15 protein-coding genes are annotated in these 16,571 nt (G+C 42.1%); 8 read left to right on the top strand and 7 right to left on the bottom strand.

Annotated elements, in window-relative coordinates:
* The first annotated feature begins 14 nt into the window (after positions 1 to 14).
* On the top strand, positions 15 to 1,298 hold the full coding sequence (locus EHS15_RS03960; protein ID WP_135759238.1) for a homoserine dehydrogenase: 1,284 nt from the start codon (positions 15 to 17) through the stop codon (positions 1,296 to 1,298).
* Between the two features lie 13 nt (positions 1,299 to 1,311).
* On the top strand, positions 1,312 to 1,683 hold the full coding sequence (locus EHS15_RS03955; RefSeq protein WP_135759237.1) for an STAS domain-containing protein: 372 nt from the start codon (positions 1,312 to 1,314) through the stop codon (positions 1,681 to 1,683).
* On the opposite strand, the gene hflX is transcribed toward EHS15_RS03955, so the two are convergent.
* Complete coding sequence (gene hflX / locus EHS15_RS03950) at positions 1,680 to 3,284, bottom strand: GTPase HflX (protein WP_135759236.1); 1,605 nt, start codon at positions 3,282 to 3,284, stop codon at positions 1,680 to 1,682. The two genes, EHS15_RS03955 and hflX, sit on opposite strands and share 4 nt — an antisense overlap.
* 68 nt (positions 3,285 to 3,352) lie before the next feature.
* Here hflX and EHS15_RS03945 point away from each other — a divergent pair, with 68 nt between their 5' ends.
* Complete coding sequence (locus tag EHS15_RS03945) at positions 3,353 to 5,260, top strand: HEAT repeat domain-containing protein (protein ID WP_246051882.1); 1,908 nt, start codon at positions 3,353 to 3,355, stop codon at positions 5,258 to 5,260.
* 5 nt (positions 5,261 to 5,265) lie between these two features.
* Here the strand turns inward: EHS15_RS03945 and EHS15_RS03940 are convergent, their stop codons facing one another.
* From EHS15_RS03940 to EHS15_RS03925, 4 genes are all read right to left on the bottom strand, one after another.
* Positions 5,266 to 5,670, bottom strand: a complete 405-nt coding sequence (locus tag EHS15_RS03940; protein ID WP_135759235.1) for a response regulator — start codon at positions 5,668 to 5,670, stop codon at positions 5,266 to 5,268.
* Positions 5,667 to 7,562 carry an ABC transporter ATP-binding protein gene (locus tag EHS15_RS03935; RefSeq protein WP_135759234.1) on the bottom strand — a complete coding sequence of 632 codons (1,896 nt, stop codon included), beginning with the start codon at positions 7,560 to 7,562 and terminating at the stop codon, positions 5,667 to 5,669. Before EHS15_RS03935 ends, EHS15_RS03940 begins: the two co-directional genes overlap by 4 nt.
* Positions 7,563 to 8,129, bottom strand: coding sequence for an anthranilate synthase component II (locus EHS15_RS03930; RefSeq protein ID WP_135759233.1), 567 nt, complete (start codon positions 8,127 to 8,129; stop codon positions 7,563 to 7,565). It abuts the gene before it with no gap.
* Between the two features lie 125 nt (positions 8,130 to 8,254).
* Positions 8,255 to 9,421: an acyl-CoA dehydrogenase family protein gene (locus tag EHS15_RS03925; protein WP_135759232.1), complete on the bottom strand. Its 1,167-nt coding sequence runs from the start codon at positions 9,419 to 9,421 to the stop codon at positions 8,255 to 8,257.
* A 126-nt stretch (positions 9,422 to 9,547) separates the two neighbouring features.
* On the opposite strand from EHS15_RS03925, the gene EHS15_RS03920 reads away from it, so the two are divergent.
* Positions 9,548 to 10,291 carry a YebC/PmpR family DNA-binding transcriptional regulator gene (locus EHS15_RS03920; RefSeq protein ID WP_135759231.1) on the top strand — a complete coding sequence of 248 codons (744 nt, stop codon included), beginning with the start codon at positions 9,548 to 9,550 and terminating at the stop codon, positions 10,289 to 10,291.
* A gap of 56 nt (positions 10,292 to 10,347) precedes the next feature.
* Here the strand turns inward: EHS15_RS03920 and EHS15_RS03915 are convergent, their stop codons facing one another.
* A complete protein-coding gene (locus EHS15_RS03915; RefSeq protein WP_135759230.1) occupies positions 10,348 to 10,593 on the bottom strand; it encodes a GlsB/YeaQ/YmgE family stress response membrane protein in 246 nt (81 codons plus the stop codon).
* Positions 10,594 to 10,719: 126 nt separating this feature from the next.
* On the opposite strand from EHS15_RS03915, the gene EHS15_RS03910 reads away from it, so the two are divergent.
* The 4 genes from EHS15_RS03910 (at position 10,720) to EHS15_RS03895 (ending at position 15,790) form a co-directional block, all read left to right on the top strand.
* Complete coding sequence (locus EHS15_RS03910) at positions 10,720 to 12,030, top strand: EAL domain-containing protein (protein ID WP_210416289.1); 1,311 nt, start codon at positions 10,720 to 10,722, stop codon at positions 12,028 to 12,030.
* Between the two features lie 28 nt (positions 12,031 to 12,058).
* A complete protein-coding gene (locus EHS15_RS03905; protein ID WP_135759228.1) occupies positions 12,059 to 12,928 on the top strand; it encodes a response regulator in 870 nt (289 codons plus the stop codon).
* Positions 12,925 to 13,707: an enoyl-CoA hydratase/isomerase family protein gene (locus EHS15_RS03900; protein ID WP_135759227.1), complete on the top strand. Its 783-nt coding sequence runs from the start codon at positions 12,925 to 12,927 to the stop codon at positions 13,705 to 13,707. The genes EHS15_RS03905 and EHS15_RS03900 overlap by 4 nt, the downstream gene beginning before the upstream one ends.
* A gap of 154 nt (positions 13,708 to 13,861) precedes the next feature.
* Positions 13,862 to 15,790 (top strand): M23 family metallopeptidase, encoded by a 1,929-nt coding sequence (locus EHS15_RS03895; protein WP_135759226.1) that lies wholly within the window; start codon positions 13,862 to 13,864, stop codon positions 15,788 to 15,790.
* Here the strand turns inward: EHS15_RS03895 and EHS15_RS03890 are convergent.
* Positions 15,777 to 16,544 carry a glucose 1-dehydrogenase gene (locus EHS15_RS03890; RefSeq protein ID WP_135759225.1) on the bottom strand — a complete coding sequence of 256 codons (768 nt, stop codon included), beginning with the start codon at positions 16,542 to 16,544 and terminating at the stop codon, positions 15,777 to 15,779. The two genes, EHS15_RS03895 and EHS15_RS03890, sit on opposite strands and share 14 nt — an antisense overlap.
* Between the last annotated feature and the right edge of the window lie 27 nt (positions 16,545 to 16,571).

The raw sequence follows: 16,571 nt of genomic DNA, 5'->3' as shown, positions 1-16,571 counted from the left end.
AAACTAGCACATAGATGAAGCAAATTCGTATCGGTCTTGTCGGAGCAGGCGTTGTAGGCTCCGGGTTACTGCAGCTCTTAGAAAAAAACAAACACATTGTCCAGAATAGAAACAATCTAGACATTCAATTGACAGCCGTCGCCACAAGAACTCCAAAGCGGGCACAGCCTCTCACCTCTCTACCCATAACGAGCGACGTCCTTTCGGTTACAAAACGTTCGGACGTGGATATCGTGGTGGAACTGATAGGCGGAACAACCACCGCTTACGATGTAGTTTTATCCGCCCTTAAAAACAAAAAGTCCGTCATCACTGCAAACAAAGCGCTTCTTTCCGAAAAAGGGGAAGAACTCTTCCGAATCGCGAAAGAAAACGGGGTAGAATTAGGATACGAAGCCGCAGTAGCAGGTTCCATCCCCATCATCCGCACTTTGAGAGACGGCCTTGCCTCCTGCGAATTCGAAGTCATCTGCGGAATCCTAAATGGAACTACCAATTTCATTCTTTCCCAAATGGAGTCTGAGAACTGGGACTACTCCACTGCCCTCAAAAAAGCACAAGAACTGGGATTTGCGGAAGCGGACCCCACGTTCGATGTGGAAGGGATCGATGCCGCTCATAAAATCTCTCTTCTCTCCTCCCTTGCCTTTCAGGAGAAAGTTTCCTTTTCGGATCTGCAAGTGGAAGGAATCAGCAAACTTCAGTCCGTAGACATTTCAGCGAGTAAAAATCTAGGATACAGAATCAAGCTGTTGGGAATCTCTAAACGAAGTTCTGCGGGCATTCTTACGAAAGTCCATCCTACTCTCGTTCCTTTGAATCACCCTTTAGCAAATGTTATGAAGGAATCGAATGCCGTTTTTTATAAAACCGTGGAAGCGGGAACGGGAATGATCACTGGAAAAGGTGCGGGTGGACTTCCCACTGCGAGTGCCGTTCTTTCCGATTTGATCTATTATTCTTCCCGATTCGGTGTGGCAGGTTCCATCCCTGAAAATAATATATTTCCAAAATCGAAAAAATCTCCTGAGAAAGAAAATGAAGCACGTTATTATCTTCGTTTTTCCACTTTGGACAAGCCTGGTGTTTTGGCAGAGATTGCAGCGATTTTAGGCAAAAATGGTATTTCTATCGCATCTGTTCAACAGAAAGAATCCGAAAAGGAACCTGTGAATGTGATCGTGGTCACCCATTCTGCAAAGGAAGGGAACTTTGAAACCTCCATTTCCGAAATTGATCAAATGTCGTCGATCATCAAAGAAAAAACGGTAGCCATTCGATTGCTGGAAAACTTATGATTCCTGTAGCCACATGGGATCAATCGAATTCTCCGCTCTCTCTCTTGAAACCGAAATCATAGAAATCGGTAAAGATCGGGTTTTATTAGTTTCTTTCAACGACCAAATCACAAATACGAATGCTTACGATATCAATCGTAATATTTCCGCTATCTTTGAAGAAGATGTTTATAATTTAATTTTAGATTTAACAAATCTTCAATACATCAACAGCATCGGAGTGGCGACTCTTCTAGGAATGATCAAAACCGTGGAATCTAAAAACGGTAAAATTCAAATCGGAGGATTGAATCATTTCTTAGAGAACGTAGTGAAACTGATGGATCTTCCGAAACAAATCCAAATCCACGCCACCAAAGAAATTGCGATTAAAAACTGGAATTAGGCGGTGAGAAGGTTTTCCTTTTTTTCCAGCCACAACCTTTCTTCGATCAAATTCAATAGTTCACCTAATCCTTGTCTAGTGAATGCGGAGACGAGTATCTCGCCGTTTTCTGCCAAAATCTCGAATTGTTCCGAATCGATGTTGTCCGCTTTATTGTAGATCACTAGTCTGGGGATTTCGTGCAGATTCAAACTGTTCAAAATTTCGTCGACCGCTTCCATTTGTTCGGAATGATTCGGATTCGAAACGTCCACAACATGAAGCAATAGATCCGCATCGCCTAATTCCTCTAAAGTGGCTTTGAAAGCTTGAGAAAGATCGGGAGGAAGGTCATGAATGAAACCTACAGTATCGGAAATGATGATTTCTCTTTCTTCCGGAAAACGAATGCGCCTTGTGGTAGGATCTAAAGTAGCGAAGAGTTTGTCCTCTGCCACAACTTCCGAATTGGTAAGAGCATTCAACAAAGTGGATTTGCCTGCATTCGTATAACCGACGATCGCTACGATCGGGATCTCGTTTCTGGATCGGGCTTTGCGGTTGAGTTCCCTGCGCTTTTTTAAAGATAGAAGTTCGTTTTCCAAACGGGTGATTTTTTCCTCTACCCTACGTTTTCCGATTTCCAGTTTCGTTTCTCCCGGCCCTCTTCCGCCGATTCCCCCGGTAAGCCTGGACATATTGTCGTCTAACTCTGACAGGCGATTTTTCAGATATTTCAACTGAGCCAATTCTACCTGCAGTTTACCGTCTCTGGATTTTGCATTTTTGGAAAATATATCCAAAATCAATTGAGTTCTATCTATGATTTTCAGATCGCTTGCATCGGAAATTTTTTTCGCCTGGGAAGGTGTGAGTTCCAAATCGAAAATCAAATGTTCGATATCCTTATGAACCGATTTCAAAATGATCTCTTGCAGTTTTCCTTTTCCGACCACAGTGGAAGAGTCGGGAAGTTTTTTCTGCATATAAGTATCCACCACATGAATTCCCGCAGTTCTGCAAAGTTCCTTGAGTTCTTCCATAGAATGTTCGGGACTGCGCTTCATTCTGCGGGTATCGTAAACTCCTACCAAAAAAGCCCTGTTATGTTTTTGTGAATCTTTCAGATTGGAATTGTTTTTAGTGAACTCGGATTCCAGTGCTTGAATCTCTTCCGAATAACCTTCCTTAATTTGTCCCGGATAAATACGATCTTCCAAAATCCAAAGTTTTTCCGAGTCGGGATCGGGATTGATGTATGCGGAATAAAAAAATTTAGGAATGCCGGATGGATCCACTACTCCTGCAGTAATGGAATCGAAACGGTTGAGAACCAAGTCCATTAGATCTTCTTGGTTTAGAGTTTCTTCTTTGAGATGAGTGTGAAAGAGGCGAAGGCCTCTTAAGCGGGAATGCGCTACACGATAGCGGTCTAAGTGGGGAATTTCAATGGAATGATCACTTCCCACGATCAAGTGAGTGACATAACCGGAGCGGTCGATCAACACACCGATTTGGCGCCTGATTTCGACAGAAAGTTCCCCAACACTTCTGGAAAAATCAAAAGTGATGATGGAATCGCTTCTTAATCTCTTTTCTGAGAGAGATTTTAACTTTTTTATCTGATTTGGCTTCAGACCACTCAGATTGCCGCTAATTTTACTTATAGTACAATACCGATATTAAGAGTATGGAAATAGGTTATCATAAACTTAGAGCGGGTCAAGACATAATTTGGAAGGGAGTTTTCTGCTGCCTGATCCTGTTTCTCTTGCAATGTTCCTCCGCAAGACCATATCAATTAACAGACGCATCTCCTCGTTTTAAAGAATTCCAAGGGACGGACATTGATCCTCTCAAAGGAAAAAAGTCTGCCGTCAAATTATCAAATAACAAAACCTATGATGATTTTATCCTTACCGCTAAGAAGAATGTAACTACCTTAGAGTTTGCGGATAACGTAGTGATGAAAGCGGACGCAAAACGATCTTTAGGAGAAGAGATCAAAGCGGAGATGGCCGCTGCAGCTTATTTGGAAGAGGATCTTCCTGAAATCGTAAACAGCATTCAATCCTTACAAAAACGAAATCTGGAGCTGATGAACACCGCTCCTAATTATTTCGACGGTCCTAGTTTAGGAAGAGTGAGCGGAGAACTCGGAGACATATTGAAAAAACTCAACGAGTATGCTCCCAAAGCGCAAGCGATCCAAACCTCCGTCAAAAATCTAAGATCGGATAGCAATAATTATCCGAAGACGAATGAAACAGTCGTACAAGAACCGAAAAAAGATCCTGAGATTCAAAAAACGGAAGTTGTAGAAACAAAAGAACCTGTTATTGTTGCGAATCAAAAAGACATCAAAGATGTTAAATCGAACAAAGATGAATTGCAGATCAAACGATTGGAAAGAAAGGCGAAAGTAACCGGGACCGCCAAAGATCTGTTTAAGGAACAAATCAAACAAGAAGAAGAAGTTCTTACCGAAGAGGAAAAAAGAGACAAGGAATATACGGAACAAGTTCGTAAAGGTTTGGTCCAAGTATTCCAATGGGAACACTTCAAAAAACCAAAGAATCTGGAAAAACTTCTTCTTACCTATCCTATTCCTAGAGTAAGATCCGCAGCTGCACTTGCCTTAGGAAGATTGAAAGCAGGAAGAGGCGCTTTACAGACAGCAATTGATAAAGACGGATACCAAGTTAGACCTGCCGCTTATAAAGCACTTGCGGATATCGGGGATAAAAAATCCCTTTCTTACTTCATCTCTGGAACAAAAGCGGAAGACCCTGAAGTCATAGCGGCCAGTTTCGAAGGATTAGGAAAAACGAAAGATCCTGCAGGAAGAGAACTGATCTTAACCCAAGGACTTAACTCCGAGTATGTGATCATCGTTGCCGCTTCTTTAAGAGGGCTTGCTTACAACAGAATCCCTGCAGACGTAGAAGTGATGGAGAAATTTTTGAAATCTTCCGAAGACGAAGAAATCAAAGAAGCTGCCATCGAAGCGCTTTCCATTCACGGAAGCAAAGAAGGTCTTCGCATTTTGGAAACAAACGTGAAGGAACAACCCGCTTTAGCTTTGAAGATATTGGATGAAATCGGTAAAAACCCAAGTTTATCCGCAACTTTCTCTTTGATCCGCCTGAACGAATCTTTGGAAGACGAAAAATTAACCAAAAGAATCGGCGAACATTTGTTAAGAAAAAAAGCGTTCGGAAGATATGCAGTGATTCAAATCGAAGACGACTTTCTTCGCAGCGAAGCAAACGAAAGATCGAAAGCGGTCTCTTATATCAAGCAGAATGAAATCGGTTTGGTTATCGGTGAGTCGAAGAAAGAATTCGCTGTTCGAATGGGAGAGAACATCGTCACGGATAAATACATCAACGTGAAAATGGAGTCCACTCTTCCTGGAAGCGGGAATGCTTATGTTTCCGGATGGATTTTTTATCCGAAACTGGAAATCATCGAAGTGAAAAAATTAGGCGGCCCTGATGAAGGAAAGTATTCCAACATAAACAAAGGAAAACACCAAAACTTGTTCAATCCTTCCGAAACGGAAAAAAGAAAATCCAAAAAGGAAGAATCGAATTAGGATTTTTAGAGAAACGGTTTTGGTTCTTTGTTTTTAAGTCGGGTGGGATGCCACTCGACGGTTCCTTGTTTGAGAGGAACTTTAGGAATCATCCAATGAAGCCCGCAAAATAAGGGCAAAAACCAAGAAGAAAAACCCATCACTCCCCAAACATCGAAACCTGTGGAAGCTATGACTTTCACTCCCGCATAACCGTCTTTATGAATTCTTCTCATCATCCATAAACCGGAAGTTTGGGTTTCCATAGTCACGTCGGAAACGATCATATCGTAAGTTTTATCCGCAGAATACAATCTCCATCCTTCCGCAGCATCCAAAGCTCTGTCAGAAGCGATTCCTTTTTCCTTAAAAAAAGAGGTCAGATTATTCGCATAACGATCATTATCATCTACAATCAGAACTTTTTTCATATTTGAACCTCTGCATCCGCAAATTGACTGTCATGTAATTTTCGATAAAGACCGTTTTTAGCAAGCAAAGAATCGTGATCTCCCTGTTCCTTAATTTCCCCTTCTTCCACAACCACTATGTTGGGAACTCGGCGAATCGTAGATAGGCGGTGGGCGATGATAAAAGTGGTTCTGTTTTTGAATAATCTTTCCAAGGCTCTGCTCACCAATCTTTCCGACTCAGCATCCAAGGCACTTGTCGCTTCGTCCAAAATCATAATTTCCGGGTTTCTGAGCAAGGCTCTGGCAATGACCAATCTCTGCCTTTGCCCTCCGCTGAGATCCAATCCTCTGACACCGATGACTGTATCGTAACCGTTTTCCATTTTCATGATAAAGTCATGTGCATTGGCCAAACGAGCGGCACGAATCACATCTTTTCTTTTTGCGGTGCCGGTTCCATAAGCGATGTTATCCGCAATGGTTCCGTGGAATAAAAAGATTTCCTGAGTGACGATCCCGATTTTGCTTCTTAAAGATTTAAGGGAAATATCTTGAATATCAATATCATCAATTGTGATTTTACCTTGAGTAGGATCAAAAAATCTAGGAATTAAATCCATAAGTGTGGACTTACCGCTGCCGCTGGTTCCTACGAAGGCATAGGTTTCGCCTAACTTGATATCCAGATTGATTCCTTTCAAAACTTCCTGATTGGTTCCCGGATACGCAAAATGGATGTTGTCGAACTTGATTCCTTTTTTAACGGATTCTAAAGTCACCTGCCCGTGTTCCTCTTCCACTTCAGAGTCACGATCGATGATTTCGAAAATTCTTTTGCCTGCGGCATTTGCCTGAGTGATTTTTCCTACCATTTGGGAAAGTTGAGTCAAAGGTCTGAGTAAAAATAATAAGATAAGCAAGAAGGCCATAAATTCACCTTGAGTGAATTTACCGTCGTAAATATATTTAGCACCTAATGCAAAATAAGCGAGAACCACCACCGAAGATGTGAGCTCTACCAAACTAGGAGCCATCTGCAGATAGAACTGTCCTTTGAAATTTCTTCTATATACCTTATGGTTTATATTTTGAAATTTGACGATCTCCGATTTTTCCTGGCGGAAAGTTCGGATCACTTTGATTCCCGAAATGAATTCCTGAATGTGACTGTTTAGATCGGCCAACCTTTCTTGAAGTCTGGTCGTGGAACTTGAAATCTTACGTGTGAACAGAGTGACAGGCAAAATCACAACAGGTATCGTCAAACAAGCCATCACTAAGAGCTGGGAATTCATATAGATCAAAATCAGCAAATGAGTGACTACATAGAAAAAATTAATGAGGGCGTCCCTGAAATTACTGGAGATGACCGCTGCTACGATCTCAGCGTCATTGATGACGCGGCTCATGATGAGTCCCGTTTTTTCCTTATAAAAATAAGTCAGAGGGAGCCTTTGTACTTTTCGGAACAGCTCCTGCCGAATGTCTCTGACCGCCTTATACCCCGAAGTCGCAATGCAATATACGGAAAGAAGATATGTGATGAGTTTCAATAGATAAAGAGGGAAAACAGCGAAACAAACCGCCCATACCACTTCCTTTGGCTCCATATCCTTAGTAACATCGTTGATTTGAAGTTTGGCGGAGATGATCAGAAGTTTGATTCGATCGAGTCCGTCGATAAAATCTTCGCCCAAATAAACTTCTTCGAACAAAATCGTTTTTTCCGGTCCGGTAAGTTCCAGATGAAATCGTTTGCTTTTATCGCTTCCCAAAGCATCGAATAAGGGAATGAGGGAAGTAAGAGAAATTCCGTTGAGGATAGCGGTTAACAGTGCAAATACCAATCCCAAAACAAAACGGTTTTTGTACCGTAAGGAATAGGACATCAATCTAAGGAAATATTTCATTTAACGAGCGATCTCACAAAAGTTTCGAATTAATTTTTTCCCGAATTCGGTCAGAATGGATTCGGGATGAAATTGAACTCCATATATATTCTCAATGGTTTTATGGCGGATTCCCATAATGACTCCATTCTCTGTCTCTGCTGTCACTTCCAATTCCTTCGGAAAATCGGAGGGAGATACCACCCAAGAGTGGTACCTATTGGCTGAAAAAGGGGATGGGATGTCTCTGAAAATACCTCCTTCTTTATGAAAGACGGAAGAAGGCCTTCCATGAAAGATTTCTCCCGCTTTTTCCAACTTTCCTCCGAAGGATTCCGCCAACGCCTGATGCCCCAAACAAACTCCTAAGATCGGCATCTTACCTATGAGAAAGGAAATATGATCCATAAGTTTGCCTGAAGTTTTAGGAAGACCGGGACCGGGAGAAAGTACCACACCTGAAAATTTCTGCAGAGAATTTGAAGGCAACGGATCCGAATTTTGAATCACTTCTACATCATCCCATTCTCTTAAATACTGATACAGTATATACGTGAAAGAATCGTAGTTATCGATGAGAAGGAGCATGGAAGGATTTAATTTACCGAAGGTTCCGTAGAATGGGAAGGAATTTTCCGCAAGCACCGCAAAGAATGCGATGTGCGGAAAATAGATCGAAGAGACAACAGATAGGCAAACGAACCGAATCTTTGTTATAGATTCGGATTTTCGATTCCTACTCCATCGTTCAAAAATTTAGAAATGATCACTCTTTGGATCTGAGAAGTACCTTCGTAGATTTGGAAGATCTTAGCGTCTCTCATCAATTTTTCTACAGGGTATTCTTCGTTGAATCCGTATCCACCGAAAATCTGGACTGCATCCGTTGTCACTCTCATCGCCATATCCGCACAGAAAGCTTTTGCGATGGATGCTTGGTATGTATTTCTGTGACCGCCGTCGATCAACCATGCAGCTTGCCAGCAAAGAAGCCTTCCCGCTTCGATGTCTCTTGCCATCTCAGCTAATATAAAACTTACACCTTGGTTTACTGAGATCGGTTTTCCGAATGCGTTTCTAGTATTTGCATAACGAACGGAATGATCCAATGCGGCTTTTGCAACACCTACGGCTCCGATCGCAACAGCAGGACGAGTTTGGTCGAAAGCGCCCATAGCGATTTTGAAACCTTCTCCTTCTTTTCCCACCATTTGCCATTTAGGAACTTTTACGTCCTCGAATGTCACCGAACGGGTGTCAGAACAACGTTGTCCCATATTTTTTTCTTTTTTACCTAGAATGATTCCGGGAGTTTTTGCATCTACGATGAAACCGGTCATACCTTTGTGACCTGCGTTTACATCCGTCTTTGCCAAAACAAAGAACCAATCCGCATGACCTGCGTTAGTGATCCACATTTTGGATCCGTTCAAAACGTAATCGTCACCCACTCGTTTCGCAGTGGTGCGGATTCCCGCTACGTCGGAACCTGCGCCCGGCTCGGTTACCGCATAGGCTGCAAGAGTGAAATTTTCACTCATTGGTTGGATGAATTTTTTCAAAATTTCGTCGCTAGCACCTAACAAAACAGGTGCGAGTGCCAAGTTGTTCGCAAGAATCGCAGTAGCAACTCCGGAACATGCGTAAAATAATTCTTCGGAAGCGATAAGTTCGTCCAAAACCCCTAGTCCCGCTCCACCGTATTGAGTAGGGATATGAAGATTCATCAGCCCGATATCGAAGGCTTTCTTCAAAATTTCCTTAGGATACTCACCTGTATGATCGTGGTGTTCCGCTTTGGGAGCTATTTCATTTTTTGCGAAGTCGCGGGCTAAATCCCGGAGAGCTTTTTGTTCGTCGGTTATGGAAAAGTCGATCATGACAGGCCTTATTTCAGTTTTTTTTACAGTACTTTGGATTTTTATCCTACCGTCAAGAAACTAGGCTAAAAGGGAAATCTGTTGAAAAATCCTGGATTTTAAAAAAATTTGCAATGGGAGCAAACTATGTCAGGACATTCGAAGTGGGCCACGATTCGCAGAAAAAAAGGGGCCATTGACGCAAAACGCGGAGCGATCTTTACGAGAATCGCCAAGGAAATTTCCGTTGCCGCAAAAGAAGGCGGTGGAGATCCGGAAGCAAACCCTAGACTCAGACTGGCAGTTACCAAAGCGAAAGCTTCCAATATGCCCAAAGATAATATCGAACGCGCCATCAAAAAAGGAACGGGCGGATTGGAAGGGATGGTTTATGAGGAATGCCTTTACGAATGTTACGCTCCCGGCGGAGTAGCCATTATGGTGGACGTTCTTACGGATAAAAAATCCAGAACGACTCCCGAAATCAAAAGCATTCTCACTAAAATGGGCGGGTCTCTCGCCAACTCGGGTGCAGTTTCCCGACTCTTCGAAAGAAAAGGCCAATTGACTTTGAAAGTGGAACAAATTTCGGAAGAAGCTCTTTTCGATTTAGCTTTGGGTGCGGGCGCAGAAGACATCCAAGTAGAAGAAGGGATTTATACGGTTCTCACTCCTCCAAGCGAATACGAAGCAGTTCAATCCGCACTTACTTCCAAAGGACTGACTATGGAAGAATCCGAAATCAAATACATTCCCATGACCACTGTGGAAGTGAACGATAAGGAAACTGCGGAAAAAATCATGAAGCTCATAGACAATTTGGAAAACAACGACGATGTGCAAAGTGTGAGTTCCAACTTCGAACCAGGGGATGGAATCGATTTGGAATAATTTTTTTCATTTAACCAACGTAAGGGACATAAGCTTACGTTGGTTTGGTTTTTTATTTATCTTTTTTTGATAAACCCTGCTACGAAAATCAAAAGAATCGATCCGACAACTGCCACGATCAGTTCCGCAATGAGGCCGTAAGTATTGAATCCGATCAGGCGGAATAAAAACCCTCCTAAAAAGGAACCGATCACTCCAATTACCAAATTCGCAACCAATCCGTAACCTCTTCCTCGCAAAATTCTTCCTGCGAGCCATCCACCGGCCAAACCGATCAATAAAAATAAAATAATATTCAACATAGATCTGTACTCCTACTTGCAATCCTGACGATTTCCGTTAGAATAAAGCGACTCGTTTCTTTATCAAACCAAATACGCAGGCATGTTTTGAAAAATCAGATTTTCACCGGACCATATTATTATGGAATGAAAGACTTGGATGTTTTTAAAAAAACATTCATCAATGAAAATAGGGGAAAACCTTTATTCCTCATTCGTTTCGAAAATATCACCGGAATAGAAACGCTCGGATTTTTAGATCTGCTTCGTGGCGATTTTTACGGCTGTCTGGATTTAGAGGACATTTCGTTCGGATTCCACTATTTCGAAAAAAAAGGAATTCTTCTTATGGGGATCTCTCCTCTCTTCGAATGGAACATAGAACGATTTCCCAATATAGAAAATGCAGTAGGTAAATTCCAACAGGAATGTATGCGGAACAAAGTAGCATCTTTCCACTTCGGAGTTTCCAGAACACAGTCTAACTTCATTTCGACGAACGACGAAATTTTCGAAGAACTATTTCGTTCCTCAGAAAAAAACCTAAACGACAACCTGGTTCGCTGGAGCTGGACCTACTACAACAAAGCGAACACTTATATCTCAGGATCCGTTCATGAAGCGATGATCCAGCCTACCGTCATTTTTAATCCGAAAGCAAAAACCTATTCCGTAAAAGGAGGAGAGGTTTTCGTAGGAGGAGGAGCTTACATCGGTTATAAGGATCTCATCAACGATATTCCGAACGACCAAGACATCAACCGAATCGAACTTTTGATTTTAGAAAAACTCATCGTAGCCTGCGACGGCGCTCCAGGTTTGCTCAAGTTCAACATCTCCCCTCAATCCCTCATCGATACTTTTTCCGTAAAAGAAAAAGTGGATCGTCTGAATAAACTCATCTATGCTAAAAACTTGAATCCTGAAAACGTAAGATTCGAATTGGTCGAAAAACCTTACGACGACTCCGCCTATCCGTTGAAAGACGTTTGCCAGGCGTTTTATGACCACGGAATGAGTTTTGCAGCGGACGACTTCGGAGTAAAAAGTCAATCCCACCAAATCGTTCTGGATTTGGGGATCATGATCAAGGAATTCAAACTCGATCCGATCAGCTTTAAATTCAAAATAGAAGAAGACCAAATCAAATTTTTGGACAATTTGGCGTTCATAGACTATTGCAAACGATTGGCGGATAACCGGGAAGCTGTGATCACTGCGGAAGCAGTGGAAGATTTCGACACCCTCCGTTTCCTGATGGAGCACCAAGTGTATCAATTCCAAGCCAATATTCTTTTCGGCAAAATGCCGATTTCCGATTATAAACGGGATTTCGATTCTTTGAGTTCTTTACCGGAAGACATCGTCAAAGAAGTATTGACAGATAAAATTTTAGCGGAAAAACAAAAGAGAATCGGGAATGTTTTCCGCGTTGCCACGGAAGCCGGACTCATTTAAACCTTATCCAAACACCATGCATTTTATAATGGCCATCGAAAACGATCCGTATTCCGCATCGGAATTAGAAAATATTTTTCAAGGTTTGCGGCAAAGGGTCGTCATTACAAAGTTCACTCAGACGGTTAAGGAATACGTAAAGTCTTCCAACCCGGACATCATCCTGCTCGGTCTTTCTTTCAAAGACAAAAAGGAATTGGAATTCGTCATCGAGTTGAGAAAGGATGTCATCACTCAAGGGATTCCCATCGTAGCTCTCATCCCCAAAGAAGATGAAAACTTCGTCTTCAATCATAAAATTCTAGGTTTCACGGAATACATGGTGAAACCTCTCTTCAAACAAAATCTTCTCGATCGAATCCAATCTTTGATCGAAGAACATAAGTTCAATGAAAACAGCAAAACAAGAGACAACGTTTCTCTCGTAAACGTGGACCGCAGCCACGGAAAAGTTTTGTTTCAATGCAGAGCCAATCTAAAACGATATATTTTCCCCGAATTCAAAAAGATATTCACTCCTAACTTTCTAAAGTCGATCCAAAACGAGTACATCTGTTTCGATATCAGAGGTGTTCCCGAAGTAGGAAAAGAAGAAGTGGAAGTATTCGAAAGAGTCGTCAAAATCTTTATCGGCCAAGACAAAGTTTCATTCATCGCAGGAAGACACATGGGAGCTTTCATCGAACATGTGCAAGATGATGATAAATTTGCGATCTATATGGCTCCCAACGAATTCGATGATTATTTGAAAATGGAAGAACAAAGAAAGGAAGAGCTAAGGAAAAAAGAGAAAAAGGAAAAATCGACTCCTTCTACTCCGCCAACCGGTGCCCAAACAACTCCTTCCGAAACTCTCCCGGAAAAAGAACCTCAAAAGGAAGATCACATAGAGACATGAGTTACAAAAGAGAAGAAATCACAGTCAGCGGCGGCAATGCGGAAATCATTCATTTTGAAATGAACGATCAAAACTCACTTACCGGCGCCAATATGCGCGAATTAGGTGCTATTTTAAAAGAAATCAATCAAGATCCTTCTAAAAAGGGAGTCATCCTTACATCCGATCACGAAAAATTTTTCTGCAACGGTCTCGATGCGGACAATCTTCTTTCCACATCGAAAGATAAACTATTGGATGAAGTGGGCGGAATCGTAATTCTATTCGGAGAACTCATCAAATTCGACAAACCTTTGATTACGGAAGTGACCGGTTATGCGATGGGCGGAGGTGCCGTCATCACTGTGGCCAGTGACTATAAATATATGTACGATGGAAAAGGCAGAATCGGTTTTACGGAAGTGAATGTGGGCCTTCCTCTTCCAGGAAGTTTCATCGACAGAATCAAAATGTGCGTCGAACCAAGATACTGGTCCGAAGTTTGTTTGGAAGGAAAAGTATACAAAGCGGGAGAAGCTAAAGAAATCGGTTTGATCGATGAAATCACCGCTTCCAGAGAAGACTTGAGAAAACTCGCTTTGAAAAAATTGGATTCTCTTTCTAAAATCCCGATGAGTGCTTATCGTTCCACTAAGAACATGTTAAACGGTCATTTGATCGCAAAATTGGAACAATACCGAAAAGAAACCATCACCGCTTTCCAGCAACCTGGAGTGGTTGATAATCTTTTGGAGGCGATGACCGCCCTCAAGGAAAAACGCAGACCCAATTTGAAATAAAAGAAACGCCGGAGAAACCGTTCTCCGGCAAAATTCTTACTTTGCAGGTACATCTACTAATTCTTCCCCTCCCCTCTTTCCCATGGAAAGTTTCAATCTCCTACCGCCTTATTAGTCTTTTCGAAATCGAAGGCTAAAATAATCTTGAAACGGAATGTCTAGACGTCTTATTTTTTTCTTAACGTTTCTGTTTTTCTATTCAAGTCAGACGTTCTCATCCGATTATCCCCAAGGTTTCGTTCTTACGGAACCTTATGTTTGGCCTGTAAAAGGTTTGAATACGATCACAGGCACGTTCGGTGAATTTAGAACCGGCCATTTTCACATGGGACAAGATTTTTCCACAGCCGGAAAAATCGGTCTTCCTATTTTATCCGTTTCCAAAGGAAAAGTAACCAGAGTTCAAAGAAAATGGACAAGCATCGGTTATGCGGTATTCGTACAACATGACGACGGTATGACTTCCAGATACGGCCATCTGCATAAATTCGCACCGAAAGTCGTTAAACAAATATTAAAGTCAAAACAATCCAGAAGGTTCAAAGACAGAGTCGATTTCGATATCGTGCTTCCGGAACCGGTTCCTGTAGAAAAGGGAGAGATGGTCGCCTATTCGGGAGATACGGGAGTCGGCCCTCCCCACCTTCACTTCGAATTATTCAAAGACGATATCTATTACAACCCGATGCATTTCGGTCTGGGTTACTCGGAAGGAGAAGAAGTAGTTTTCGATTCTCTTCGAATCACTCCTCAAACCTCCAGAAGTTTCATCAACGGAAAACACGAAACGATAGACATTCCTTTTTATCCTGTTGGAGGAAATAGATTCGAACTTTCCGAATCTCCTACGATTTCCATCCAAGGGAAGGTAGGATTTCAAATCGCAATCCATCAAAAATCCAATTCGAACCGATTGGGAATTTTCACATTGGATATGTCTATCGGTGAACAGTTGTTACAAGGTTTTCAGCTCTCTAAAATTTTAAAAAACCATTCCCGCAAAAACGTTCTTCTCTACGACAGCAGCATCAGTAAAGCGAATGGAAATCCTTTTTCCTATTTTTTGCATACGAGAGATGGAAACGATTTGTTGGGAATCCTGAAACCGGAAAGAGAACAAGGGTTAATCGATAGCGAATCCTTAAAAACGGGAGAACCGAAAGAAATACTCATCCGTGCCAAAGGCCAAGGAAACAGACAGGCGATGGCAAGTTTTTACGTAACCAAAGATCAGGGAGACTACAAACATATCATCACCAAGGAATGGACTTATAATGTCCAATTCGACAGATACACCACTTTCAAATCAAAAGATACGAGAGTGGAATTGTTTTTTCCTGTGAACGCCATTTATTCCAAAGGGAATTTCGAAATCGAAGCGAAAGAGAACGTGAAAATCAAAACGGAAGGATTAAATCAACTTTCTTCCGTATATGAAATCGGCCCTGAATTCAAAGATTTCAATCTAGGTTATGACCTTTACGTAAAGGTTCCTAAGTCAAGAGATATCAATTCCGCAGACTTATATGAAGTTCTTCCGGACGGTTCCGTCAAAAAAATCAAAGGATCTTCCTTCAGTTCTTGGGGAACTTTTTTCAAAGTAAGACTCAGAAAAACGGGACTCTTCGTCGTTTTATCCGACCAAACACCGCCTAATATCTATTTGCACGAATCTATGAACAAAACCGTTTTCCCCAAAGAGGATTTCGCTTTGATGCTGAAAGCGGTGGATGTCGGCTCCGGAATCATGCCGGAAGGTTTCGACGTCACAGTAGACGGAGTTCGAGGAAAAGCGGAATACTTTCCTAAAGACGGAAGGGTGGAAGTTTTCGAACCGGAATTATTGTACACTCCAGGTAAACATACATTAACTGCCAGCGTAAGGGATTATGCAGGAAACTGGAGCCAAACGGTTCGATACGATTATGAAATCGAAAGTCCTCCGATCGTTCCTGAGCCAAAAACGATAACCGTAGAACCTGTAAAAAACGTAGTCACCAAAGAAAAGAAAGAAACAAACACACCTAAGGCGACTCAGCAAAAGCAAAAATCGCCTAAGGCTAAAAAATCTACATCCCGATAGCGGCTCCGCCGTCTACTCTGAGGTAGGTTCCTGTGATGTAAGAAGCATCTTCGCTGAGAAAAAATTTCACAGCAGATGCGATCTCGGATTGTTTTCCAGGACGTTTCAAAGGGATCACTGCTGCATCCGTCAATTTTTCCTGAACTTCTTTTGTCAAAGAACCGGTCATCTCCGTTTGCACATAACCGGGACAAACTGCGTTTACAAGAACATTTCTTCCTGAAAATTCTCTGGCGGAAACTTTAGTAAGAGCAATCACACCTGCTTTGGAAGTGGAATAATTCGCCTGACCTGGCTGACCGGTAAGACCTGATACGGAGGAAATGTTTACGATTCTTCCGGAATCAGACTTTAATAAAAGTTTGCTGGCAGATTTGGTCATAAGGAATACACCCTTACAATTCACATCCATTACGAAATCGAATTCCTGCTCAGTCATTCTGATCAGAAGATTGTCTTTCAAAACCCCGGCATTGTTCACCAAAAAGTCCAGTTTGCCGAACACTTCTTTGATTTTGTTGATGGCAGCATCGCAGTCTTCCGGCTTCGTTACGTTCGCAGCGATTCCTATCGCCTTTACACCGTAAGCGGCTTCCACTTCTTTTGCAGCTTCGTCGATTTTTTCCTGATTCAGATCCACCAAAACCAATGTGGCTCCGTGTGATGCGATGCGGTTTGCGATGGCACGTCCCAGTCCGATGGGAGATGCGGCTCCGGTTACTAGCGCAACCTTGCCTTCGAATTCTTTGGACATATCTTCCTCTTTGATTATGATAATATG

Origin of the sequence: Leptospira idonii (assembly GCF_004770995.1) — a bacterium.
Lineage (GTDB): Bacteria > Spirochaetota > Leptospiria > Leptospirales > Leptospiraceae > Leptospira_A > Leptospira_A idonii.
Note: the sequence above shows the minus strand (reverse complement) of the source record. Positions and strands in the feature narration are given on the sequence as shown.